The organism is Thauera sp. WB-2 (assembly GCF_027594845.1).
Classification (GTDB): Bacteria; Pseudomonadota; Gammaproteobacteria; order Burkholderiales; family Rhodocyclaceae; genus Thauera; species Thauera mechernichensis.
The window spans coordinates 924,208-946,353 of sequence record NZ_CP088935.1; the positions used below are offsets into that span (position 1 = coordinate 924,208).

Annotated in this window: 25 protein-coding genes; 18 read left to right on the plus strand and 7 right to left on the minus strand. The window is 66.3% G+C overall.

Annotated features, from left to right (window positions below):
• Positions 1 to 46 precede the first annotated feature (46 nt).
• From LQF09_RS04205 to LQF09_RS04225, 5 genes are read right to left on the minus strand one after another with little or no spacing between them, the layout of a single operon-like run.
• Positions 47 to 1,282 carry a hypothetical protein gene (locus tag LQF09_RS04205; protein WP_270069272.1) on the minus strand — a complete coding sequence of 412 codons (1,236 nt, stop codon included), beginning with the start codon at positions 1,280 to 1,282 and terminating at the stop codon, positions 47 to 49.
• Positions 1,279 to 2,655 carry a hypothetical protein gene (locus LQF09_RS04210; protein ID WP_270069273.1) on the minus strand — a complete coding sequence of 459 codons (1,377 nt, stop codon included), beginning with the start codon at positions 2,653 to 2,655 and terminating at the stop codon, positions 1,279 to 1,281. The genes LQF09_RS04205 and LQF09_RS04210 overlap by 4 nt, the downstream gene beginning before the upstream one ends.
• Before the next feature lie 6 nt (positions 2,656 to 2,661).
• Complete coding sequence (locus LQF09_RS04215) at positions 2,662 to 3,858, minus strand: type II secretion system F family protein (RefSeq protein WP_270069274.1); 1,197 nt, start codon at positions 3,856 to 3,858, stop codon at positions 2,662 to 2,664.
• Positions 3,855 to 5,549, minus strand: a complete 1,695-nt coding sequence (locus LQF09_RS04220; RefSeq protein WP_270069275.1) for a GspE/PulE family protein — start codon at positions 5,547 to 5,549, stop codon at positions 3,855 to 3,857. Before LQF09_RS04220 ends, LQF09_RS04215 begins: the two co-directional genes overlap by 4 nt.
• On the minus strand, positions 5,546 to 7,294 hold the full coding sequence (locus LQF09_RS04225) for a type II secretion system protein GspD (RefSeq protein ID WP_270069276.1): 1,749 nt from the start codon (positions 7,292 to 7,294) through the stop codon (positions 5,546 to 5,548). Before LQF09_RS04225 ends, LQF09_RS04220 begins: the two co-directional genes overlap by 4 nt.
• A 197-nt stretch (positions 7,295 to 7,491) precedes the next feature.
• Between LQF09_RS04225 and LQF09_RS04230 the strand changes: the two genes are divergently transcribed.
• The 10 genes from LQF09_RS04230 to murA are packed head-to-tail and all read left to right on the plus strand — an operon-like array spanning position 7,492 to position 14,659.
• Positions 7,492 to 8,346 carry an ABC transporter ATP-binding protein gene (locus LQF09_RS04230; protein ID WP_270069277.1) on the plus strand — a complete coding sequence of 285 codons (855 nt, stop codon included), beginning with the start codon at positions 7,492 to 7,494 and terminating at the stop codon, positions 8,344 to 8,346.
• A gap of 5 nt (positions 8,347 to 8,351) precedes the next feature.
• Positions 8,352 to 9,146 (plus strand): lipid asymmetry maintenance ABC transporter permease subunit MlaE, encoded by a 795-nt coding sequence (mlaE, locus tag LQF09_RS04235; protein WP_386040592.1) that lies wholly within the window; start codon positions 8,352 to 8,354, stop codon positions 9,144 to 9,146.
• Positions 9,146 to 9,613, plus strand: coding sequence for an outer membrane lipid asymmetry maintenance protein MlaD (gene mlaD / locus LQF09_RS04240; protein WP_002940762.1), 468 nt, complete (start codon positions 9,146 to 9,148; stop codon positions 9,611 to 9,613). Before mlaE ends, mlaD begins: the two co-directional genes overlap by 1 nt.
• A 27-nt stretch (positions 9,614 to 9,640) precedes the next feature.
• The gene (locus tag LQF09_RS04245) at positions 9,641 to 10,474 is read left to right on the plus strand and encodes an MlaA family lipoprotein (RefSeq protein WP_270069278.1); all 834 of its coding nucleotides are present in this window, start codon (positions 9,641 to 9,643) and stop codon (positions 10,472 to 10,474) included.
• Positions 10,475 to 10,483: 9 nt separating this feature from the next.
• Positions 10,484 to 11,137: an MlaC/ttg2D family ABC transporter substrate-binding protein gene (locus LQF09_RS04250; RefSeq protein ID WP_002928510.1), complete on the plus strand. Its 654-nt coding sequence runs from the start codon at positions 10,484 to 10,486 to the stop codon at positions 11,135 to 11,137.
• A 47-nt stretch (positions 11,138 to 11,184) separates the two neighbouring features.
• Positions 11,185 to 11,427: an STAS domain-containing protein gene (locus LQF09_RS04255; RefSeq protein ID WP_443081778.1), complete on the plus strand. Its 243-nt coding sequence runs from the start codon at positions 11,185 to 11,187 to the stop codon at positions 11,425 to 11,427.
• Positions 11,424 to 12,320, plus strand: coding sequence for an ABC transporter ATP-binding protein (locus tag LQF09_RS04260; RefSeq protein ID WP_002928516.1), 897 nt, complete (start codon positions 11,424 to 11,426; stop codon positions 12,318 to 12,320). The genes LQF09_RS04255 and LQF09_RS04260 overlap by 4 nt, the downstream gene beginning before the upstream one ends.
• Positions 12,321 to 12,357: 37 nt before the next feature.
• Positions 12,358 to 13,131, plus strand: coding sequence for an ABC transporter permease (locus LQF09_RS04265; protein WP_198291802.1), 774 nt, complete (start codon positions 12,358 to 12,360; stop codon positions 13,129 to 13,131).
• 12 nt (positions 13,132 to 13,143) lie between these two features.
• Positions 13,144 to 13,401: a BolA family protein gene (locus tag LQF09_RS04270; protein ID WP_002928523.1), complete on the plus strand. Its 258-nt coding sequence runs from the start codon at positions 13,144 to 13,146 to the stop codon at positions 13,399 to 13,401.
• A 7-nt stretch (positions 13,402 to 13,408) separates the two neighbouring features.
• Complete coding sequence (gene murA / locus LQF09_RS04275; RefSeq protein ID WP_002928528.1) at positions 13,409 to 14,659, plus strand: UDP-N-acetylglucosamine 1-carboxyvinyltransferase; 1,251 nt, start codon at positions 13,409 to 13,411, stop codon at positions 14,657 to 14,659.
• 82 nt (positions 14,660 to 14,741) lie between these two features.
• On the opposite strand, the gene rnk is transcribed toward murA, so the two are convergent.
• Positions 14,742 to 15,149 (minus strand): nucleoside diphosphate kinase regulator, encoded by a 408-nt coding sequence (gene rnk, locus LQF09_RS04280; RefSeq protein ID WP_002928531.1) that lies wholly within the window; start codon positions 15,147 to 15,149, stop codon positions 14,742 to 14,744.
• A gap of 164 nt (positions 15,150 to 15,313) precedes the next feature.
• On the opposite strand from rnk, the gene hisG reads away from it, so the two are divergent.
• Both hisG and hisD read left to right on the plus strand, forming a co-directional pair.
• A complete protein-coding gene (gene hisG, locus LQF09_RS04285) occupies positions 15,314 to 15,958 on the plus strand; it encodes an ATP phosphoribosyltransferase (protein WP_002928533.1) in 645 nt (214 codons plus the stop codon).
• Between the two features lie 10 nt (positions 15,959 to 15,968).
• Entirely contained in the window at positions 15,969 to 17,276 is a 1,308-nt protein-coding gene (gene hisD, locus LQF09_RS04290) for a histidinol dehydrogenase (protein ID WP_002940771.1), read from the plus strand.
• Positions 17,277 to 17,319: 43 nt separating this feature from the next.
• Here the strand turns inward: hisD and hisC are convergent, their stop codons facing one another.
• Positions 17,320 to 18,393: a histidinol-phosphate transaminase gene (hisC, locus tag LQF09_RS04295; RefSeq protein ID WP_270069279.1), complete on the minus strand. Its 1,074-nt coding sequence runs from the start codon at positions 18,391 to 18,393 to the stop codon at positions 17,320 to 17,322.
• 166 nt (positions 18,394 to 18,559) lie between these two features.
• Here hisC and hisB point away from each other — a divergent pair, with 166 nt between their 5' ends.
• From hisB to LQF09_RS04325, 6 genes are all read left to right on the plus strand, one after another.
• Complete coding sequence (hisB, locus tag LQF09_RS04300; protein ID WP_002928543.1) at positions 18,560 to 19,147, plus strand: imidazoleglycerol-phosphate dehydratase HisB; 588 nt, start codon at positions 18,560 to 18,562, stop codon at positions 19,145 to 19,147.
• A gap of 67 nt (positions 19,148 to 19,214) precedes the next feature.
• Positions 19,215 to 19,853, plus strand: a complete 639-nt coding sequence (gene hisH, locus LQF09_RS04305; protein WP_002940776.1) for an imidazole glycerol phosphate synthase subunit HisH — start codon at positions 19,215 to 19,217, stop codon at positions 19,851 to 19,853.
• A 43-nt stretch (positions 19,854 to 19,896) separates the two neighbouring features.
• Positions 19,897 to 20,646: a 1-(5-phosphoribosyl)-5-[(5-phosphoribosylamino)methylideneamino]imidazole-4-carboxamide isomerase gene (hisA, locus tag LQF09_RS04310; protein ID WP_002928550.1), complete on the plus strand. Its 750-nt coding sequence runs from the start codon at positions 19,897 to 19,899 to the stop codon at positions 20,644 to 20,646.
• A 22-nt stretch (positions 20,647 to 20,668) separates the two neighbouring features.
• A complete protein-coding gene (hisF, locus tag LQF09_RS04315; protein ID WP_002928554.1) occupies positions 20,669 to 21,427 on the plus strand; it encodes an imidazole glycerol phosphate synthase subunit HisF in 759 nt (252 codons plus the stop codon).
• Positions 21,424 to 21,819 (plus strand): phosphoribosyl-AMP cyclohydrolase, encoded by a 396-nt coding sequence (gene hisI, locus LQF09_RS04320; RefSeq protein WP_002928556.1) that lies wholly within the window; start codon positions 21,424 to 21,426, stop codon positions 21,817 to 21,819. The genes hisF and hisI overlap by 4 nt, the downstream gene beginning before the upstream one ends.
• Positions 21,816 to 22,139, plus strand: coding sequence for a phosphoribosyl-ATP diphosphatase (locus LQF09_RS04325; protein ID WP_002928557.1), 324 nt, complete (start codon positions 21,816 to 21,818; stop codon positions 22,137 to 22,139). The genes hisI and LQF09_RS04325 overlap by 4 nt, the downstream gene beginning before the upstream one ends.
• Positions 22,140 to 22,146 lie beyond the last annotated feature (7 nt).

The following is a 22,146-nucleotide window of genomic DNA, read 5'->3' on the forward strand; positions in this document are numbered from 1 at the left end:
AGGGCTCGCTTCGGCCTCTCGATAGCGCGGAGCGGGGGCGTCTGTGTCATGACAGGCAGCGGACGATGTCTTGCACTGCCGGTTGTCCGCGCTCGTGGGCCGCGAAGCGCTCGGCGCCCTCGAAGCGAGGAACGCCGGCCTTGAGGTGGAGCGCGTTCGTGCCCTCGAAGTACTGTGCGGGATCGGCGCGCTGGGCGGCGGTTGCGCGCAGTTGGCGGCCAGCGCCGTGACGGATGCGTTCGCCGGCGAACAGCAGCGCCGCGCGGCAGTGCCGGGTGGTGGCAGTGTCTGAGGAGGTGATCTCGATGCAGGCGTCGCTGTCGGTGCAGATGGCGACGCGGATCTGGTCGCGCCAATGGTCGATGCGCGCCCGCTCGGCCGCGGGCAGTCCCAGGTCGGCGGCGTTGGGCAGGACGCCGGAGCGCAGTGCGCCGACCTCCGTGTCGAAATGGCGGTGAGTGAAGTCAGGTTCGGCGAGGCGAGCATCGAGCGCGGAGGCGATGTCCGAGATGAGCGCGTCGATCCGTGCCGCGTGGTCGGCGCGTCGGCGCAGGGCGTCGAAGATGTCGTCGATGCCGATCCAGGCGATCAGGTCGGCGCCCGGCAGATTACCCCCCGAGAACACGTCGAGCGTGCCATCCACCGTGGCCGGATAGTCGCCATCAAGGTAGTGCGCGAGATCGGCGACGGCCGAGTCGCCGCCGGGGCAGGTGCGACCGCTCGCCGGTGCGCGCACTTGGCCGGGCAGTGCGGGCCCTGGGGCGAAGACGATCGCGACGGCGCGCCCGTCCGGTCCGGCGGCGGCGATTCGGTGGCCGTCCGCGCCGTGCACGACGAACTGGCCCGGACTGTCCCAGTTCAGCATGAGCGCCTTGGGGTTGTGCTTGACGCTGCCTGCGACGGCGTACCACAGGCATTCCCCCCAGCCGTCGCGCAGGTCCGGGAGGCCGAGCGTCCGCCAGGGCAGGCGGCCGATCGCGCCCTGGCCTCGGGCGCCGCAGGCGCCGATCGGTGTCGAGCCGGTGTTGCCGCTGTCCGGGCAGGGCAGGAATCCGTAGCCCTCGCCCGGGTGGCTCTCGTCATAGCTGACGGCGTAGCCGATGAGCGCTGCGCGCGCCTGGGCGAGAGCGATGACGCTGCGGGCGTGGGTGAGCATGGTGGCACGCGTGCGCAACTCACCAGCGCCGAGCAGGGCGCCCGCTCCCAGTACCAGCAAGAGCACGAGTGCTGCGAGCAGGGCCTGCCCACCGTGCGCTCGAGGTGGTGATGGATGTGCGCTCATTGTCGTGCGTCCTCGTCGGAGGTGTCGTGTGCGGTCGTGGCGGGGGCAGGCCAGAGGTCGCCGACGCGCAGCCGGGGGGCGCTGAGGCCGCTGGGAGCAAGCGCGGGTTCGTTGCCCGGCACCATCCTCAGGCCGGCCTGCGCAGGCTCGATGGGTTTGCCGTCGAGCCATATGGTGTGACGGCCGTCGGGGCGCCTGAGAACGCCGTCGATGCGTTTCGGCTCGGGCACTTGCACGCGTGCGGCGGGGGCTGGCGTGGGCGCGGCTGGCAGGGGGGGCTGCGGCGCGGCGGTTGCGACCGGCTCGGGTGGCGGGGCGAGGTCGTCGGGAGGCGCAGGCGCGGCGTCGTGTGTCGGCTGCGCGGGCACAGCTTCGAGGGGGGACGGGCGTGCGCTGTGCTCGGCACCGGCACGCGCTGCGGCCTGGGCGTGCAGCCAGTATCCGGCGCCCAACGCCAGGCAGGCTGCGAGCAGCCCGCCACCGAGCAGGAGCCCGCCTGGGCGGCGTGGCGCCGACGCTGCGGCCCAGCCCAGGCGGGCGGGTGCCCGGCGCAGGGCGTGCAGCAGTAGCGGCGCGAGTTCGTCGGCTGTGGTCGGTGCATCCGTGTCGGCGCGCATCCGGTTGGGACCGAGGCGCTCGGATGGAATGAAGGTGATTGACGGGTCATCTTCGGTGACGGCGGCCGTGGTGTGGAACTGCTCGGGGGTGCCGATGACGAGTGCGTCGAGTGCGTCTTTGCTGGCCACACGATGCTGGGCGCGCAGGTAGTTGCGTGTGCGTGCGAGTTCGTCCTGCCACGCTGCCGAATGGCCTACGATGCGCGAGAACAGCGCCTGGCCGTGCATGAGGAGGCTGATGCGCAGGCCGGCGCGCGTGCGGCCGAGCACCATCACCTGTGCTCGCGTGCCGACGGCCCGGGCGTGGAGATGGGCCAGCAACTCCGCCGCGGTTACGATGCGTTCGACGCGACGGCCGGTTGCGCGCAGGGGGTCTATCCAGGCCTGCAGCGTTGCGGGTTGGTTGAGGCCGGAGAACAGCATGCGTTCGCGACCGGGCGTTGTCTGGCCGCTCGTGTCGTCGAGCCTGATGGCACGTGCGTAGGCGGGGTCTGGGAACCAGGCGGCCAGCCTGCGTGTGATCAGTGCGCGTCGATCGGCTCCGCGAACGCGCGGGATGTCCTCTCTCTCGTAGGCCTCATCGGCCAGGTCGACCAGAAGCCTGCATGGGGCGCGGGTGGGGCGCTCTTCCAGCCAGGCTCGGAATGCGGGCTGTGCAGTGCTGTCGAAGACGGCGACCCGGATGACTTCGTTTTCATGCACTTGCCATGCGTCGAGGCCGAGTGCATCGATGCGGAGCAGCAGTGGTGTGCGCATCGCGGATCAGACCGGCAGGCGGGTGATGATGTCGTAGATCGGCCCCAGCACCGCGCTGGCGATCCAGAGCAGCAGGCCACCCATCAACAGGGTGAGTGCGGGTTCGGCCACCGCCTGCAGGCGGGCCGTGCCCTCGCTGACGTCGCGCTGGTAAAGCTCGCTGAGCTTGTGGAGGGCGTTGTCGAGGCTGCCTGTCTGTTCGCCGAGGGCCAGCATGCGGGTGACCAGAGGCGGGAAGATGCCTGCGGCCTCGAAGGCGGTGGAAATGGGGCGGCCGCGCTCGATGGCGTCCCGCGCGCTGCGCAGGCCTTCGCGCAGGGCCAGGTTGCCGGTGGCGCCCTCACTCGCGCGCAGTGCGTCAATGACGTTGATCCCGGCGGTGTAGAGGGTTGCGAAGAGGCCGGCAAAGCGTGCAAGCGCGAGTTTGCGCAGGATGTCGCCGACTACGGGCAGGCGCAGGATGAGTGCGTCGGCGTGGGTGCGCAGCCTTGCCGAGCGGGCCAGCGCCTGCCATGACGCACCCATGCCGGCACATAGCGCCAGCAGCGCGTAGCCGCCCCAGTCGCGCACCGCCTGCGACAGGCCGACGAGCAGCCGTGTCTGCAGCGGCAGTACTTGCCCACTGCTGCGCAGCAGCTTCTCCAGTTCGGGTACGACCTGGGTGAGGGCGACGACCACGGCCAGCAGCAGCACGCTGGCGACGATCGCCGGGTAGATCGCGATCCGGCGTGCGTGCGCGGCGAGCGCCTCGTCGCGCGCCAGGGCGCTGCCGATGTCGCGCACGGCCTCGGGCAGGCGCCCGGCTTCTTCGCCCGCGCGCAGCAGGCTCACGGCGACGGCCGAGAACGCGCCCGGCTGGCGGGCCGCCGCTTGCGACAGGGGGCAGCCGTTCTCGATGTCGTCGAGCAGCCCCGAAACCATATTCTTGACCCGGCTGTCGGGGTGTGAATCGCGCAGCACGGCGAGGCTCTCGAACGGGGGGACACCGGCACCAAGGAGCTGTTCGAGCTGGTAGCAGAAGGGGATCAGCTCGCGCCGCGGCAGGCGCCGCCGTGGCAGCGTCATGCGGCAGGGCTCGCCGTTGATGAGTTGGAGCCCGCTTGCGTGCAGGCGCTGCTCGAGGTCGCGCAGGTCCGTGGCTTCCATGCGGCCGCGTTGACGCGTGCCGGCGAGGGTGAGCGCACGGTATCTGAAGAGGGTCATGCGCACGCCCCGCGCGCGGCCGCCTTGCCTGCCTGGCCCAGATCGACCACGCGCGCCAGTTCGTGAAGGGAGGTGGTGCCGTCGGCCACGCGGCGCAGACCGTCTTCGAGCAGGCTGCGATGCCCTGCCTCGCGCGCCGCGGCCTGGAGCATGCCGGGGCTGGCTTTGCGCGCAATGAGCTCGTCGAGCTCGGGCGTGAGATGCAGGATCTCGAAGATGGCGCGCCGCCCGCGATAGCCGCGGAAGTCGCAGGCCGGGCAGCCTGCGGCGTGGTACAGAACGGGGGTGTCGGTGGCGAGGCCGAGCAGTGCGCGCTCGGCCCCGTCCGCGACATGGGCTGTGCGGCAGTGGGGGCACAGGCAGCGCACCAGGCGCTGGGAGAGGATGCCGGCGAGGTTGCCTGCGAGCAGTTCGGCGTTGAGTCCGATGTCCAGCAAGCGCGGCAGGGCGCCGAATACCGAGTTCGCATGCAGGGTGGCAAACACCTGGTGGCCGGTGAGTGCCGCGCGCAGGGCCATTGCGGCGGTGTCGGCGTCGCGGATCTCGCCGACCAGGATCACGTCGGGGTCCTGACGCAGCAGGGCGCGCACGCCGTCGGCAAAGCCCAGGCGGGCGGCATCGCCGATCTGCGTCTGGCGGATCATGGCGAGCGGATACTCGACCGGATCCTCCAGGGTCATGATGTTGACCGCCTCGGTGTTGAGGTGGTTGAGGATGGAGTAGAGCGTCGTGGTCTTGCCGCTCCCGGTTGGCCCGACAACGAGGGTGAGTCCGTCGGGGCGGCCGAGGATGCGCGCGAGCGTGGCCGCCTGGCCCTCGTCCAGGCCGAGCGCGGGAAGGGGGACGATGCCCTTGTCGCGGTCGAGAATGCGCAGCACGATGTTCTCGCCATGCAAGGTCGGCTGGGTGGCGACGCGGAAGTCGATGGCGCGGCCGCCGACGGCGACGCTGATGCGGCCGTCCTGGGGGCTGCGCGATTCGGCGATGTCCAGGCCGGCCATGACCTTCAGGCGCACGGCGAGCTCCGGCCAGCATGCCTTGTGGATTGCCCGTACCTGGCGCAGTGTGCCGTCGATGCGGTGGCGGATGCGCAGAAATGCGGGTTCGGGCTCGAAGTGGAGGTCGGATGCGCCGCGCGCGGCAGCGTCGGCGAGGAGCGCATCGACGAGGCGCACGACCAGCTGTCCGTCGCGCACCTCGGACGGTGTGCGCGATTCGAGCGCCCGCACAAGATCCTCGATCGAGCCTGCTTCACCGTAGTGGTGGTCGATTGCGCGGCCCAGCTCGGTGTCGCCGGCCAGCCGGAGTTCGATGTGCACGTCGGGGCCCAGCTCGCCACGCAGGCGGTCGAGGGCGACGATGTCATGCGCATCGGCCATGGCGACGATCAGGCGGTGGCGAGCGGCATCGTATTGCAGTGGAAGCAGGCGGTGGCGGCGGGCAAGTGCCTGCGGTACGCGAGCGACGGCGTCGGGGTCGGCGAGTGCAACCGAGAGATCCACGAAGGGCAGCCCGCTGCGTGTAGCGAGGGTCTCACGCAGGGCTGCCTCGCTGACGAAGCCCATGTCTACGAGCACCCGACCGAGCGGCTGGCGGCGCGCGGGCTGTTCGCGCAGGGCGATGCGCAGCTGATCCTCGCCGATGAGGCCGGCGGCGAGCAGGGTCTGGCCAATGGATTGGGGTGCGTTCATGGCGTGGTGATTGGCATCGCCGTGGCGGCTGGGGAAGCAGCCGGCAGCACCGTGGGGCGCAGCGGCATGGTGGGAAAGTTGCGCTGACCGGGCGAGGGGGCGCGGGTGAAGAAGTCGTCGGCGGGGAGGTGTGTGGCGTAACCGGCGTAGTCGCCGTGAATTCCGGGCTCGGAGATCAACAGCGGACGCAGGAAGATGAGCAACTCGGTGCGGCGCACTGCGTTGGCGCGGCGGGTGAATAGCTCGCCGACCACGGGTAGGTCGCCGAGCAAGGGGATACGGCCGGTATCGAGGTCGACGCGGTCTTCCATGAGGCCGCCGAGCACGGCGGTTTCGCCGCTGCGCAGGCGCAGCATGGACTCGATCTCGCGCGTGCGGATCTGCGGCACGCGATTTGGAATGCTGCGCAGCGAGGGGTTGGGGTCGTCCTTGAAGCCCGAAATGCCGGAGATGGTGGGGCGCACGTTGAGGGTGATCTCGCCGTTGGCACTGATCTGTGGCGTGACCGACATCACCATGCCGACCGAGACCGACTGCGGGGTGGTGGTTGCGGTGATGCGCGATTGTTGGCGGTCGTCATACTCGGTGGTCGTGCTGTCGACCAGGAAATACACCACTTCCTCGACCACCTTGAGCATGGCCGTCTGGTTGTTGAGCACAGAAAGGCGCGGGCTGGAAAGGACCTTCACCGTGCCGAAGGTCTCGAGCAGCTCGATCTGCACGTCTGCACTCGATGACAGGTAGCTGAGCGTGGGCAGTCCGCTTGCGGCATCGCCCGTGCCGCGCGGGCGCACGTTCCAGCCCGGCACGCCGATACGCGTCCAGTCGATGCCTTGGCGGTAGCCGTCGGCAAGCGTGACCTCGACGATGGTGGCTTCGATCATGACCTGACGGCGCGCTGCTTGCTGGACCTGGTCCAGGAAGGCTTTCAGGTGTGCGTGCTGGCGTGCACTTGCACGTGCGGTGACGACGCCGCTCTCGCGGTTGACCATGACGTCGGCGCTGCACGGACCGGCGCTGTTGGTGCGGCAAGGACGGGGCGTGCCGCCAGCCTCCTCGAGGATTGCGCCCAGGCTGCTCTCGAGCGAGTTCCAGAAGTCGTTGCTGGCGCGGGTCTCGATCTGGGTCACCGAGGTGTTCCCGGCGGTGTTGGCAGCGCCCTGCTGGTGGGCGCCCGTGGTGGCGATCTGCGTGCTGGTGGCGACCGAGCCGCGCATCTCGCGGCTGAGATTTACGTAGTCGAGGGCGTAGCTGCGGATGAATGGGGTGTCGGGACGGACCGAGAGGTGGCGACCGCGCAACTCGTAGCGGATCTCTGCCTGTGCCGCGATGCGTTCGAGCAGCAGGCCGAGTGGCTGGCCGGCCGCATGGATGGTGACCCGGCCCTCGATGCCCGGGTGGAGGTCGAGTTCGAGCCCGGCGTCACGGCCGATCGCGAACAGCAGTTGGTGTACGGGCAGGTCGTTGACCGACAGGGAGTAGGTTTCGACAGGCTCGGGTGCTGCCGCGTCGATGCCGGGGGGGGAGGTGCCCGTCCAGCCCGTGGCGGGCGTCGGCTCATGCGTTGGCGCTGTTTCTTCGGCGGTCTGCGTTGCTGCAGGGGAGGTGGCGAGCGCAGCCGTACCCGTGGCGTGGAGGTGCCCCGGTGGCAGCCGGGCGGGGGCGAGTGGGGTGCATCCGGCGATCAGCGCGGAGACCATGGCCATGCCAGCGAGACGAGCAGGGGCGAAGGTGCATCGGGTCATGTCGCAATGCTAAATGCATTCGGTGCCAATTGGAATACGATATTGGGATAATTCGGGAACGCCTGCAGCCTTGGGTGGTCTGTTGCAAGTGCCTGCGGCAGAAGCGCTCTTTGTCTGGTCACGCTCTCGGTGCGGGGCCAGGCGATGGTGTTGCGTTGCAGCACCATCGCCGCTCAGTCGCGGACCGCTCTGATACAATGCGTAGCTTTTTTCAGTCCCGTCTACCTCTCGTGTCCCTTCCCCCCGAGCCCTCCGCCCCGCTGGTTTCGCTGCGCGACGTGCGTTTCGCCTATGGCGAGCGTGAGGTCCTGCGCGGCATCGATCTGAGCGTGCACCGCGGCCAGGTAGTGGCCATCATGGGGGGCAGCGGCTGTGGCAAGACCACGCTGTTGCGACTGATCGGCGGGCAGTTGCGCGCTTCGTCGGGTACGGTCGAGGTCGAAGGGCGCAACATGGCGAGCCTCTCGGGTGGGGAGCTTTATGCGCTGCGCCGGCGCATGGGCATGCTGTTCCAGTTCGGTGCGTTGTTCACCGACATGAGCGTGTTCGACAACGTCGCTTTTCCGATGCGCGAGCACACCAGCCTGCCCGCAGGCATGATCCGCGACCTGGTGATGATGAAGCTGCAGGCCGTTGGGCTGCGCGGCGCGGCGACACTCAGCCCGGGCGAGCTTTCGGGCGGCATGGCACGTCGCGTGGCGCTGGCGCGGGCGGTGGCGCTCGATCCGATGCTGATTCTGTATGACGAGCCCTTCGCCGGCCTCGACCCGATCTCGCTGGGCATCATCGGCCAGCTGATACGGCGGCTCAATGACGCGCTCGGAGCAAGCTCCGTGATGGTTACCCACGACGTGCATGAGTCGCTCGAGATCGTGGACTACATCTACTTCGTCTCCGACGGCCGCATCGTCGCGCGCGGAACGCCGGATGAGATTCGTGCTTCCAGCGACCCCTTCGTGCACCAGTTCGTCAATGCCGAGGCCGACGGTCCGGTGCCTTTCCATTACCCGGCGCCACCGATCGACAGCCTGCTCGGCGGGAGGGGCGTATGAACGGCATGTTCGCTGCGCTGGCAAGCGGCCTGCGCCACATCGGCGCGCTCACCATCGGCGGTATCTGGCGGCTCGGTTTTGCGGCCCGCTTCCTGCTCGCCGTGTTGCTCGCCTCCGGACAGTCGATCCGGCGCCTCCATCTCACGATCCGCGAGCTCTACTTCAGCGGCGTACTGTCGCTGCTGATCATCGCGGTGTCGGGATTTTTCGTTGGCCTGGTGCTGGGGCTGCAGGGCTACGACATCCTGCAGCGCTTCGGCTCGGCCGATGCGGTCGGGGTGATGGTGGCGCTGTCGCTGTTGCGCGAGCTGGGGCCGGTCATCGCCGGCCTGCTGTTCGCGAGCCGGGCAGGTTCGGCAATCGCCGCCGAGATCGGCCTGATGAAGACCACCGAGCAGCTCAAGGCGATGGACATGATGGCGGTAGACCCGATCGCCCGTGTGGTGGCGCCACGGTTCTGGGGCGGCGTGCTGTCGATGCCGCTGCTCGCGGCCCTGTTCTCGGCAATGGGCATCTTCGGCGGCTGGTTGATCACCGTCGTGGTGATCGGCGTCGACGACGGCGCCTTCTGGTCGCAGATGCAGGCGACCGTCGAGTTTCGCTATGACGTGGTCAATGGTGTGATCAAGTCCTTCGTGTTCGGCGCGGTGGTGTCTTTGATCGCGGTGTTCGAGGGGTACGACTGCCAGCCCACGGCCGAGGGCGTCTCGCGGGCGATCACCCGTACCGTGGTGACCTCCGCGCTCGCCATCCTGGCGCTGGACTTTGTCCTCACTTCCTTCATGTTCCGGGGGCTATGATGAGCCGTACGACGCTCGACTTGTGGGTCGGCATTTTCGTGGCGCTGGGCTTTGCAGCGCTGATCTTTCTGGCGATGCGGGTGGCGAATTTTTCCGGTTTCGATGCCTCCACGGCCTATCGCGTAGAGGCGCCCTTCGACAACATCGGCGGGCTCAAGGTGCGCGCGCCGGTCAAGAGTTCGGGCGTGCTCGTCGGGCGGGTTGCAAGTATCCGCTTCGATACCGAGATCTATCGCGCCGTCGTGGTGCTCGAACTCGATGCGCGCTACCCTTTTCCTGCCGACACCACGGCCTCGATCCTGACCTCCGGCCTGCTTGGCGAGCAGTATGTGGGCCTGGAGGCTGGGGCCGACGTCGACATGCTCAAGGACGGCGATCGCGTCCTGATCACCCAGTCGGCCGTCGTGCTCGAGAAGCTCATCGGTCAGTTCCTCTTCGACCGCGCGGCCGATGCGCCGGCGCAGTAAGCAAACATCGTTCGGGAGAAAACAACAATGCGTACCAGACCCGTTCCCGGCCAGCGTGGCCTTGCCGTGCTTGCCGCGTCCATCGTGCTGACGACTGGCTGTGCGACCACTGCCAATCCCGACGATCCGCTCGAGGGTTACAACCGCGCGATGTTCGCCTTCAACGAGCAGGTCGACAAGGTGGTGGTCAAGCCCGCGGCCGAGGTCTATCAAGCGGTCTTGCCGCGTCCAGTGCGCACCGGCGTCGGCAACGTGCTGGGTAACCTCGCCGACCCCTGGATCGGGCTCAACAACCTGTTGCAGGGCAAGGTGGCAGAGGCGATGAGTGACTTCATGCGGTTCGCCTTCAACTCTACCTGGGGGCTGTTCGGTCTGCTCGATATCGCCAGCGAGGCCGGCCTCGCCAAGCACGATGAGGATTTGGGCCAGACGCTTGGCCGCTGGGGGGTGGGCGAGGGCGCTTACGTCGTGCTGCCCTTCTTCGGGCCGCGCACCGTGCGTGACACTGTGGCCATGCCGGCTGACATGATGGGCAACATGCCGCTGCGCATGGATCACGTGCCGACGCGCAACACGGTGCGCGCCACGCAGATCGTGCATCAGCGCTCCACCCTGCTCGGCACCGAGCGCACCCTGGATGAAAAGGCGGTCGACCGCTATGCCTTCGTGCGCGACTTCTATCTCCAGCAACGCCGTTACAAAGTCAGTGATGGACAGGTGGAGCGGGTGTACGAAGATTTCGATGAGCAGTCGGCGGTGCCGCTTGGCGATGAGGTCGACACCGCCGCAGCGGCCGCGGTCGAGCGCCTCGAGTTCGCCGAGCTCGATGCGCCGGCCTTGTCCCCAACCGATATCCGATAAAGCAAGCACATGAACAAGTTCATCACCCTCGTCTGTTTCCTCTTCGCTGGATTGCTGCCGGGCGTGGCCGCGGCGGCGGAGCCCAAGGCCCCCGATGTGCTCATCCGCGACGTCACCAACGAAGTCCTCGAGATCGTGCGCACCGATGTCGCGCTGCGCTCGGGTGACATCCGGCGCGTGGTTGAGCTGGCCGAGGCGCTCGTGCTGCCGCACTTCGATTTCCGTCGCATGACCATGCTCGCCGTGGGGCGCGATTGGCGTGACGCTTCGCCCGAGCAGCAGGCGCGCCTGATCGAGGGCTTCCGTACCCTGCTCGTGCGTACCTATGCCAATGCCTTCACCCAGTACCGTGACGAGCGTGTGGTGTTCCCGCCGTCGCGCTTTGCAGCGGCCGATACCCGCGTGCAGATCCGCACTGAGGTCGTGCGTCCGGGTGCGCAGCCGATCGGTATCGATTACATGCTCGAGAAGGGCGAGCAGGGCTGGAAGGTGTTCGACGTCGTCGTCGCCGGCGTCAGCCTGGTGACCAACTACCGCAGCAGCTTCAGCCAGGAGGTTCGAAGCGGTGGCATCGACGGCCTGATCCGCGCGCTCGAATCTCGCAACAACGCGCTCGCCACCGAGCAGGGCCTGGCGCCCGCGGGCGCGGGAGCTGCCTCGTGAGTGGAGAGGCGGCGGTGCGCGTGTTCGCACCCGTCGGTGAGCTGACCATGCAGTCGGCGCCCGCGCAGCTCGAGGAGGGGCGGCGGCTGGCGGCGGCGGGCGACCTCGTCGTCGATTTCTCTGCCGTCACCGCGGCCGATTCGTCAGCGCTCGCCTTGCTGCTCGAGTGGATGCGCTGCGCGCGGGCGGAGGGGTATGCGCTCTCGGTTCGTGGTCTGCCTGCCGGGCTGGCCAGTCTGTCACGGTTGTACGACATCGATGCATTGCTGCCTGTAGAGGGTAGCGCTTGAGCCTGCCTGCGATTCGCATCAGCGGCGTTGCCAAGCGCTACGGCACGCTTCAGGCCTTGGGTGGCGTTGACCTCGAGATCGGGCAGGGCGAGTTTTTCGGCCTGCTCGGGCCCAACGGTGCCGGGAAGACGACGCTGATCTCCGCGCTGTCCGGCCTGGTGCGCCCCGATGCGGGTAGCCTGGAGATCATGGGGCACGATGTGGTGGCCGATTACCGCAATGCTCGCCGCAACCTGGGTGTGGTGCCGCAGGAACTGGTTTTCGATCCATTCTTTTCGGTGCGTGAGCTGCTGCGCATGCAGTCGGGCTATTTCGGCATCCGCAACAACGACGACTGGATCGACGAGATCCTCGCCAGTCTGGACCTCAGCCATAAGGCGCAGGCCAACATGCGCGCGCTGTCAGGCGGCATGAAGCGACGTGTGCTGGTGGCGCAGGCCCTGGTGCACCGGCCGCCGGTGATCGTGCTCGATGAACCGACCGCGGGCGTCGACGTCGAGCTGCGCCAGGGGTTGTGGCAGTTCATCCGCAAGCTCAACCGCGACGGCCACACCATTGTCCTCACCACGCACTACCTCGAAGAGGCAGAGACCCTGTGCGGGCGCATTGCGATGCTCAAGGCGGGCAAGGTGGTGGCACTCGATACCACCGGAAATCTGTTGCGGCGTTTTGCCACGCATAGCCTGCGTGTGCGGGTCGATCAGCCCGGTGCGGCACTTGCTGCCGGGGGGCGAACGGACGCAGAGGGTTGGATCGTATTCGAGTTCGACGCCTACGCCGAGGTCGAGGGGCTGCTTGCACGCCTGCGCGAGGAGGGCGCCGGCGTGCGCGAGCTGCAGCTCGGCGAGCCTGATCTCGAGCGCGTCTTCGTTGAGGTAATGAATCGTGCCTGATGTCGAGCCTCGCGCCGTGCGTGCGCGCATCGAGCCGATGGTGGCCGAGTCGCCGCTTACCGGTTTCCGCACCCTGCTGTACAAGGAAACGCTGCGCTTCTGGAAAGTCAGCTTCCAGACCGTGGCTGCACCGGTGCTCAATGCGCTGCTGTTCCTGCTCATCTTCTCGCATGTGCTCGACCGCCATGTGACCGTGTATGGCGACGTCGCCTACACCAGCTTCCTGGTGCCCGGGCTGGTGATGATGTCGGTGCTGCAGAACGCCTTCGCCAACAGCTCGTCGTCGCTGATCCAGAGCAAGATCACCGGCAACATCATCTTCGTACTGCTGCCGCCGCTGTCCTATCGCGAGTTCTTTGCCGCTTACGTGATCGCCTCCATCCTGCGCGGGCTGATGGTCGGCGCCGGGGTCTTGCTGGTGGCAACGCCCTTCGTCGAACTGCCGATGGCTCACCCTTTGTGGGTGCTCGGCTTTGCCGTGCTGGGTGGCGCGATCCTCGGATCGTTCGGCGTGATCGCTGGCATCTGGGCCGACAAGTTCGACCAGCTCGCCGCATTCCAGAACTTCCTGATCATGCCGCTGACGATGCTGTCGGGCGTGTTCTACTCCATTCATTCGCTGCCGCAGTTCTGGCAGGACGTGTCGCATTTCAACCCGTTCTTCTTCATGATCGACGGATTCCGCTATGGGTTTTTCGGTCAATCGGACACTTCGCCCTGGCTTTCGCTCGGCGTGGTGAGCACCTGTTTCGTCGTACTCGCGGCGCTCACCCTGGCGATGCTGGCCAGGGGGTACAAGCTGCGTTCGTAAAGGATTCAAGACATGTTTGAAGCAAGCGAAGTCAAGCGCCTGATCGAGCAGGGGTTGCCCTGCGAGTTGGTCGTCATCGAGGGTGAGGATGGCGTGCATTTCCGCGGCATCGTGGTGAGCGCCGCCTTCGAGGGCAAGCCCAAGGTGCGCCAGCACCAGGCCGTCTATGCAACCCTGGGCCGATTGATGGGCAACGAGATCCACGCCCTGCAACTGCAGACCTTCACGCCCGCGCAGTGGGAAGAGGGTCGCGGCGAACTGGGGATGTGATCGCTTCATGGACAAGCTGTTGATCGAAGGCGGCGCCCGCCTGTCGGGCGAGATCGCTGTTTCCGGCGCCAAGAACGCCGCGCTGCCCATCCTGTGTACCGCGCTGCTGACTGCGGAGCCGGTGACCTATACCAATGTGCCGCAGCTCAAGGATATCGGCACCTTGCTCGCACTGCTTGCGCAGATGGGGGTGAAGGTCGAGCGCGCGGGTGACACCGTCACGCTCGACGCCTCGGGGCTCGACAACCCGGTTGCGCCTTATGACATGGTCAAGACCATGCGCGCATCCATCCTCGTGCTGGGTCCCCTGGTGGCACGCTGCGGCGAGGCGCGGGTGTCGCTGCCGGGGGGGTGTGCGATCGGCGCCCGTCCGGTTGACCAGCATATCAAGGGCCTGCAGGCGATGGGTGCCGAGGTCCGGGTCGAGCATGGCTATGTGCATGCGACCGTGCCGCGCCTCAAGGGTGCGCGTCTGTTCACCGACATGGTGACGGTGACCGGGACGGAGAACCTCATGATGGCGGCCGTGCTCGCCGATGGCGTCACCGTCATCGAGAATGCCGCGCGCGAACCCGAGGTTCTCGATCTGGCCAACTGCCTGGTGGCGATGGGTGCGCAGATCTCCGGCGCGGGCAGCGACGTCATCCGCATTCGCGGCGTCGAGCGCCTGCATGGTGCGACCCATCGCATCATGCCTGACCGTATCGAGACCGGCACCTATCTGTGCGCGGCCGCGGCCACCGGCGGTTCGGTGCGGCTCACCGGGACCTCGTCGTGCTACCTCGACGCGGTCATAGACAAGCTCATGGATGCCGGCTGCGAGGTTGTGTCCGAGCGTGACGCGATCCGCCTGTCGGCGCCGTCAAGGCTCAACGCGGTGAGTCTGCGTACTGCGCCCTATCCGGCCTTTCCGACCGACATGCAGGCGCAGTTCATGGCCATCAACTGCGTGGCCAATGGTGTGGCGATGATCCGCGAGACCATCTTCGAGAACCGCTTCATGCATGCGGTCGAGTTGCAGCGCCTGGGGGCCGATATCCGTATCGACGGCAATACCGCGGTGGTGCAAGGGGTGGCGAAGCTCGAGGGGGCGACGGTGATGGCGACCGACCTGCGTGCCTCGGCCTCGTTGGTCGTGGCCGGCCTGGTGGCGGAAGGCGAAACCACGATCGAGCGCATCTACCATCTCGACCGCGGCTACGAGCGCCTTGAGGAGAAGCTCGCTGCGCTGGGGGCGAAGGTCAGGCGCTTGGGCTGATCCGCGCGCCAAGGCAGCTCTGCTTGCGCGCCCTCGGACCTGGATCAATGGTCTGTGGGCGCTGCGGTCGAAGTTCGCGCGGTCAGAGTTCGTATTCGCCGTTCGCCTCGGGCTGCCACGTAACCTCGAGTACCTTGAGGTGCAGCGCCTTGCCGTCGGGTGTGATCCAGTCGATCGACTGCCCGGCGGACAGACCGAGGAGTGCGCTGCCAGCGGGCGAGAAGATCGATACGCGCTGTGCCTCGGCGTTGGCGTCCTTGGGGTAGGCGAGCGTCAGTTCGTACTCACGGCCCGTGCCTTCCTCGCGGAAACGGGCGCGGCTGTTCATGGTGATGACGTCGGCCGGCATGTCCTGCGGTTCGCGCACGTCGGCACGCTCGAGCTCCGCGCGCAGGCCGTCCAGGTCGCTGCGGCTGCGGAAGGCGGGGAGGGTAAGCAGGCCCTCGAGGCGTTCGAGGTCGTTGCTGGAGACGATGATCGACGGTTTCATGGTACGGGCTTCCTGCAAGCGGGGTTCGCCGGCCATACGGCTGTAATGGGGGCGAAGCAAAAGAAAAGGCCGAACCGCCACTTGCGGTTCAGCCAGTCGAGGCAGAGGTTAACAGATGCGGCGCCGGGTTACAATGCGCACTCGACCAGACCAAGGCTTTTCACGTGTCCAGCATCACGCTCGCCCTGTCCAAGGGGCGCATCTTCGAAGAAACCCTGCCGCTGCTCGCTGCAGCGGGCATCGTACCAACCGACAATCCGGAGTCTTCGCGCAAGCTCATCATCGGTACCAACCGGCCCGACGTGCGCCTGGTCATCGTGCGCGCGACCGACACGCCGACCTACGTCCAGTATGGTGCAGCCGACCTCGGTATCGCGGGCAAGGACGTGCTCATCGAGCATGGCGGTGCAGGACTCTACCAGCCGCTGGATCTCAATATCGCCAGGTGCCGCCTGTGCGTTGCGGTACAAAAGGGCTTCGACTATGCGGCGGCCACGCGTCCAGGAGGGCGCATCCGCGTTGCCACCAAGTACATCAATGCCGCCAAGGCGCACTTTGCCGGCAAGGGCATGCATGTTGACCTGATCAAGCTCTACGGTTCGATGGAGCTTGCGCCCCTGGTCGGGCTGGCCGATGCCATCGTCGATCTGGTGTCGACTGGCGGCACGCTGCGTGCCAACAATCTGGAAGAGGTCGAGGACATCATGCCGATCAGCTCGCGCCTGATCGTCAATCAGGCCTCGCTGAAACTCAAGCGCGATCTGCTGCAGCCGGTACTCGAAGCGTTTTCCGGCGCGATCAAACCGTAAGGACTGTTTCATGAGCCAGACGCCCATCCGCCGCCTCGATGCGCGCGAGCCCGAATTCCTGTCCACGCTCGATGCCCTGCTCGCTTTCGAATCCGAGGCCGACGAGCGCATCGATGCCGCGGTGACCGAGATCCTGCGCGCGGTGCGCGCTACCGGCGACGCTGCGGTGGTGGAGTACACCCGACGCTTCGATGGCCTGGATGTGCATTCGATGGGGGCTCTGGAGTTGCCGCGGACGGAGTTGCATGCGGCCCTGGACAGTCTGGCGTCCGCGCAGCGCGAGGCGCTCACCATCGCCGCTGATCGCGTGCGCATCTACCACGAGCGCCAGAAGGGCGAATCCTGGGAGTTTGCCGAAGCCGATGGCACTCGCCTGGGACAGAAGGTGACACCGCTCGATCGCGTTGGTCTTTATGTGCCGGGTGGGCGTGCGTCCTACCCGAGCTCGGTGCTGATGAACGCGATCCCGGCCAAGGTGGCTGGCGTCGGCGAGCTGATCATGGTGGTGCCCACGCCGCGTGGCGAGAAGAACCCGTTGGTGCTGGCTGCTGCGGCCATTACCGGCGTGGATCGTGTCTTCACCATCGGCGGCGCGCAGGCAGTGGCGGCGTTGGCCTATGGCACGCAGACCATCCCGCAGGTGGACAAGATCGTCGGTCCGGGAAACGCCTATGTGGCCGAGGCCAAGCGTCGGGTGTTCGGTACCGTCGGCATCGACATGGTCGCAGGGCCCTCGGAAGTGCTGATCATCTCGGATGGCTCGGGGCATGCGGACTGGGTGGCGATGGATCTCTTCGCCCAGGCTGAACATGATGAGCTTGCGCAGTCCATCTTGCTGTGCACCGATGTGGCCTTCATTGACGCGGTGCATGAAGCGATCGATCGGCTGCTGCCGACCATGCCGCGCCGCGATACGATCGCCAAGTCGCTGGCCAATCGTGGTGCACTCATTCACGTTGATAGCCTGGAGCAGGCCTGCGCCATCGCCAACCGGATCGCGCCCGAGCATCTCGAGCTGTCGATGGATAACGCCGAGGTCTGGATCGACCGCATCCGTCATGCTGGCGCGATTTTCGTCGGCCACTGGGCGGTGGAGGCGCTGGGTGACTACTGCGCCGGCCCCAATCATGTGCTGCCGACCATGCGGAGTGCGCGCTTCTCGTCGCCGCTCGGCACCTACGACTTCCAGAAGCGCACCAGCATCGTGAATATCTCGCAGGCCGGGGCGCAGCACCTGGGCAAGGTCGCGTCCATTCTTGCTCATGGCGAAGGCCTGCAGGCGCATGCGCGCTCGGCGGAGATGCGGCTGAAGGTTTGACCCCGGCGGCGGCTCCAGGCCGCCGGCCAGGTTCAGGGCCGCTTCAGCGGCCGAGAATGTCCCTCAGCGCGTCGACCAGAATACCGCACTGTTCGTCCGTGCCGATCGTGATGCGCATGAACTGATCGATGCGCGCAGCCTTGAAGTGGCGCACGATGATTGCGCGCTTGCGCAGCTCCGCGGTCAGCTCGGCGCCGTCGCGACCGGGATGGCGGGCGAAGATGAAGTTCGCCGCTGATGGCAGCACCTCGAAGCCCAGTGCCTGCATGCTGGTCACCAGCTTCTCGCGAGTTGCGATCACCTTGGCGCAACTGTCCTGGAAGTGGGCCTCGTCCGCTACCGATGCCACTGCGCCCGCCGTCGCCAGGCGGTCGAGCGGGTAGGAGTTGAAACTGTCCTTGACCCGCTCCAGGCCCTCGATCAGGTCGACATGGCCTACGGCGTAGCCGACGCGCAGGCCTGCCAGAGAACGGCTCTTGGAGAAAGTGTGGGTGACGAGCAGGTTGGGGTGGCGGTCGATCAGCGTGATCGCGCTCTCGCCGCCGAAGTCCACATAGGCTTCGTCCACGACCACCACGACGTCCGGGTTGCCGGCGACGATGCGCTCGACGTCGACGAGTGCGAGCGGCATGCCGGTGGGTGCATTGGGGTTGGGGAATATGATTGCCCCCGGACGCTCGTCGCCCTGGGGCAGGTAGTCCTCGACTCGGATCGAGAAATCGTCAGCAAGCGGGATGGTGCGTTGTGCGATGCCATACAGCCCGCAATACACCGGATAGAAGCTGTAGGTGATATCCGGGAACCACAGCGCGCGCTCGTGCTTGAGCAGCGCCATGAACGCGTGTGCCAGCACTTCGTCCGAGCCGTTGCCGACGAAGATCTGTTGCGGCTGCACGCCATGACGACGGGCGAGCGCCGACTTGAGCGCATCGCTGTTGGGGTCGGGGTAGAGGCGCAGGCCGTCGCTGGTCGCCGCGCGGATCGCCTCCAGCGCCTTGGGTGAGGGGCCGTAGGGATGCTCATTGGTGTTGAGCTTGACCAGGTTGTCGAGCTTGGGCTGTTCGCCCGGAACGTAGGGGGTCAGGCCGTGGACGACGGCGCTCCAGAAGCGGCTCATGCGGATTGGGCTCGGTGCAGGCGGCAAGCCTGTTGGATCTGCGGGCGGATTGGGCTGCGTCTGCCATAGCCAGGCGCCATCACGGCGATGGATTGTGCATTGCAGCCAAGTTGTCGGGCGATGTTATCATGCTCCGAACCTTACATTCTCCAGCCTCCAGTCAGTCATGCGGCAAGCCGAAGTCACTCGCAATACACTCGAAACAAAGATCACCGTGCGCATCGACCTCGATGGCAGCGGCAAGGGTAAGCTCGACACCGGGGTGCCCTTCTTCGATCACATGCTCGACCAGATCGTGCGCCATGGCCTGATCGATCTGGACATCCATTGCGAAGGCGATACCCATATCGACGACCACCACACCGTCGAGGATGTCGGTATCACGCTCGGCCAGGCCTTTGCCAAGGCGCTGGGTGACAAGAAGGGGTTGCGTCGCTACGGGCACGCCTACGTGCCGTTGGATGAGGCCTTGTCGCGCGTGGTGGTGGATTTCTCCGGGCGCCCGGGGCTGCACTACTTCGTCGAGTACACCCGCGCCCGCATCGGCAACTTCGATGTGGATCTGGCGCGCGAGTTCTTCCAGGGCTTCGTCAATCATGCCGGGGTTACGGTGCACATCGACAACCTGCGTGGCGACAACGCCCACCATCAGTGCGAGACCGTGTTCAAGGCCTTTGCGCGTGCCCTGCGCATGGCAGCCGAGCACGACGAGCGTGCCGCCGGCACCATTCCCTCGACCAAGGGCGCGCTCTGAGTCGCTTTCGCATCGCTTCGCGGCCCACGGCAGCGGCCGCCCACCCGTTCAACTGCGAGTCAAACCGATGACCACCGTGGCCATCCTCGATTACGGCATGGGTAATCTGCGCTCCGTCGCCAAGGCGATCGAGCATGTGGCGCCCGGCCATGAAGTCTTCGTTACGTCCGATCCCGCGCGCGTCGCTGCTGCAGAGCGCGTCGTCTTTCCCGGTCAGGGAGCCATGCCCGATTGCATGCGTGAATTGGATGTCCGCGGTTTGCGTCCCGCGGTGATGCAGGCTGCTGCCAGCAAGCCCTTCCTGGGGATCTGCATCGGCCAGCAGATGTTGTTCGATCACAGCGCGGAAGGCGACGTCCCTGGGCTCGGCATTCTGCGCGGCGAGGTCGTCCGCTTTCCCGATGCGGCCATGCAGGGGGCGGACGGCTTGCGCCTGAAGGTTCCGCACATGGGCTGGAACGAGGTCTGGCAGCGCCAGCCGCACCCGATGTGGGACGGCATTCCCGATGGTGAGCGCTTCTATTTCGTGCACAGCTATTTCGTTGCGCCGGCCGATGACGACATCGTTGCTGCCCAGACCGATTACGGCCTTCGCTTTACCAGTGCGGTAGCGCGGGCTAATATCTTCGCCGCCCAGTTCCACCCGGAAAAGAGCGCCGCAGCGGGCTTGCGCCTGCTCGCCAATTTCATCCGCTGGCAGCCCTGAGCGCCGGATCCGACCCACTTTCAGTCACACTATATCTCCCGGTATGCTGCTCATTCCCGCCATCGACCTCAAGGACGGTCACTGCGTGCGCCTGAAGCAAGGCGAAATGGACGACGCCACGGTCTTCTCCGAAGATCCGGGCGCCATGGCGCGCCACTGGCTCGACGCCGGTGCCCGTCGTCTGCACCTGGTGGACCTCAACGGCGCCTTTGCCGGCAAGCCCAAGAACGGCGCTGCGATTCGTGCGATCACCGACGTGGTCGGCGAAGACATTCCCGTGCAGCTCGGGGGTGGGATTCGTGATCTCGATACCATCGAGCACTACCTCGACAACGGCATCAGCTACGTCATCATCGGCACTGCCGCGGTCAAGAATCCCGGCTTTCTGCACGACGCCTGCAGTGCCTTTCCAGGGCACATCATCGTCGGTCTGGATGCCAAGGACGGCAAGGTGGCGGTCGACGGCTGGTCCAAGCTCACGGGGCACGACGTCGTCGATCTGGCGAAGAAGTTCGAGGACTACGGTGTCGAGTCGGTGATCTACACCGACATCGGCCGCGACGGCATGCTGTCGGGCGTCAATATCGAGGCCACCGTGCGGTTGGCACGTGCGCTGCGCATACCGGTCATCGCCAGCGGCGGCATCACCGACATGCGCGACATCGATGCGCTGTGTGCGGTCGAGGAGGAAGGCATCCTCGGCGCCATTACCGGGCGGGCGATCTACGAAGGCACGCTCGACTTCGCTGCCGCCCAGGCGCGTGCAGACGAGCTCAACGGTGTGACCGAATGATTCTTCCGAGCGAGCGCAGCTGATGTTGGCCAAGCGCATCATTCCCTGCCTGGACGTGAAGTCCGGGCGTGTGGTCAAGGGCGTAAATTTCGTTGAGCTGCGCGATGCAGGCGATCCTGTCGAGATCGCCCGCCGCTACGACGAGCAAGGCGCGGACGAGATCACCTTCCTCGACATCACGGCCAGTTCCGACGATCGCGACATCATTCTCCACGTCGTCGAGCAGGTCGCAGAGCAGGTGTTCATTCCGCTCACTGTCGGCGGCGGTGTACGTGTGGTCGAGGACGTGCGTCGTTTGCTCAATGCCGGTGCCGACAAGGTGAGCATGAACACTGCGGCCGTCAACAACCCCCAGCTCGTGCACGACGCTTCGAGCAAGGTGGGCAGCCAGTGCATCGTGGTCGCAATCGACGCCAAGCAGACGGCGCCGGGCAGATGGGAAGTGTTCACCCATGGCGGGCGCAACAACACCGGGCTGGACGCCATCGAATGGGCGCGCAAGGTCGAGGCCCTGGGGGCGGGTGAGATCCTGCTCACCAGCATGGACCGCGATGGCACCAAGAGCGGCTTCGATCTGGCCTTGACACGGGCAGTGTCCGACGCGGTCCGCATTCCGGTGATCGCCAGCGGAGGCGTCGGCAGCCTCGAGCACCTTGCCGAGGGCGTTTCCGAGGGGCGTGCGGATGCGGTGCTGGCGGCGAGCATCTTCCATTTCGGACAGCACACCGTGCGCGAGGCCAAGGAATTGATGCGTGCGCGAGGTATCGAGGTGAGACTGTGAGTGAGCACACGCGCTGGTTGAACGAGGTGCAGTGGGATGAGCATGGCCTGGTGCCGGTGATCGCCCAGGAGGCCGCAACGGGCGACGTGCTGATGTTCGCCTGGATGAACCGCGAAGCGCTGCAGCGTACCGCGGAGACCGGCGAAGCCATCTACTGGTCACGTTCGCGCCGTAAGCTGTGGCACAAGGGGGAAGAGTCCGGGCATGTGCAGAAGGTGCTCGACATCCGCATCGATTGCGACAACGACGTCGTGTTGTTGAAGATCGAGCAGGTTGGCGGGATCGCTTGCCATACCGGCCGGCACAGCTGCTTCTTCCAGAAGTATTTCGCAGATGGCCGCTGGGAGGCTGTCGAACCGGTTTTGAAAGACCCGCAGGAGATCTACAAATGATCGATATCGAAGTGCTGCATCGTGTGTCCGACACCCTGGCCGCGCGCAAGAAGGCCGATCCTGACTCCTCCTACGTCTCCAGCCTGTACCAGAAAGGGACGGATGCGATCTGCAAGAAAGTTGCCGAGGAGGCTGCAGAGACCATCATGGCGGCCAAGGACAAGGACATGCTGCACCTTGTTTGGGAAGTGACCGACCTGTGGTTCCACTCCATGGTCCTGCTTGCCCACAACGGCCTGTCGGTGGACGACGTGCTCGCCGAGTTCCGTCGTCGCGAGGGCGTGTCCGGCATCGACGAGAAGAAGTCGCGGACGGCTTGAGGGGGCG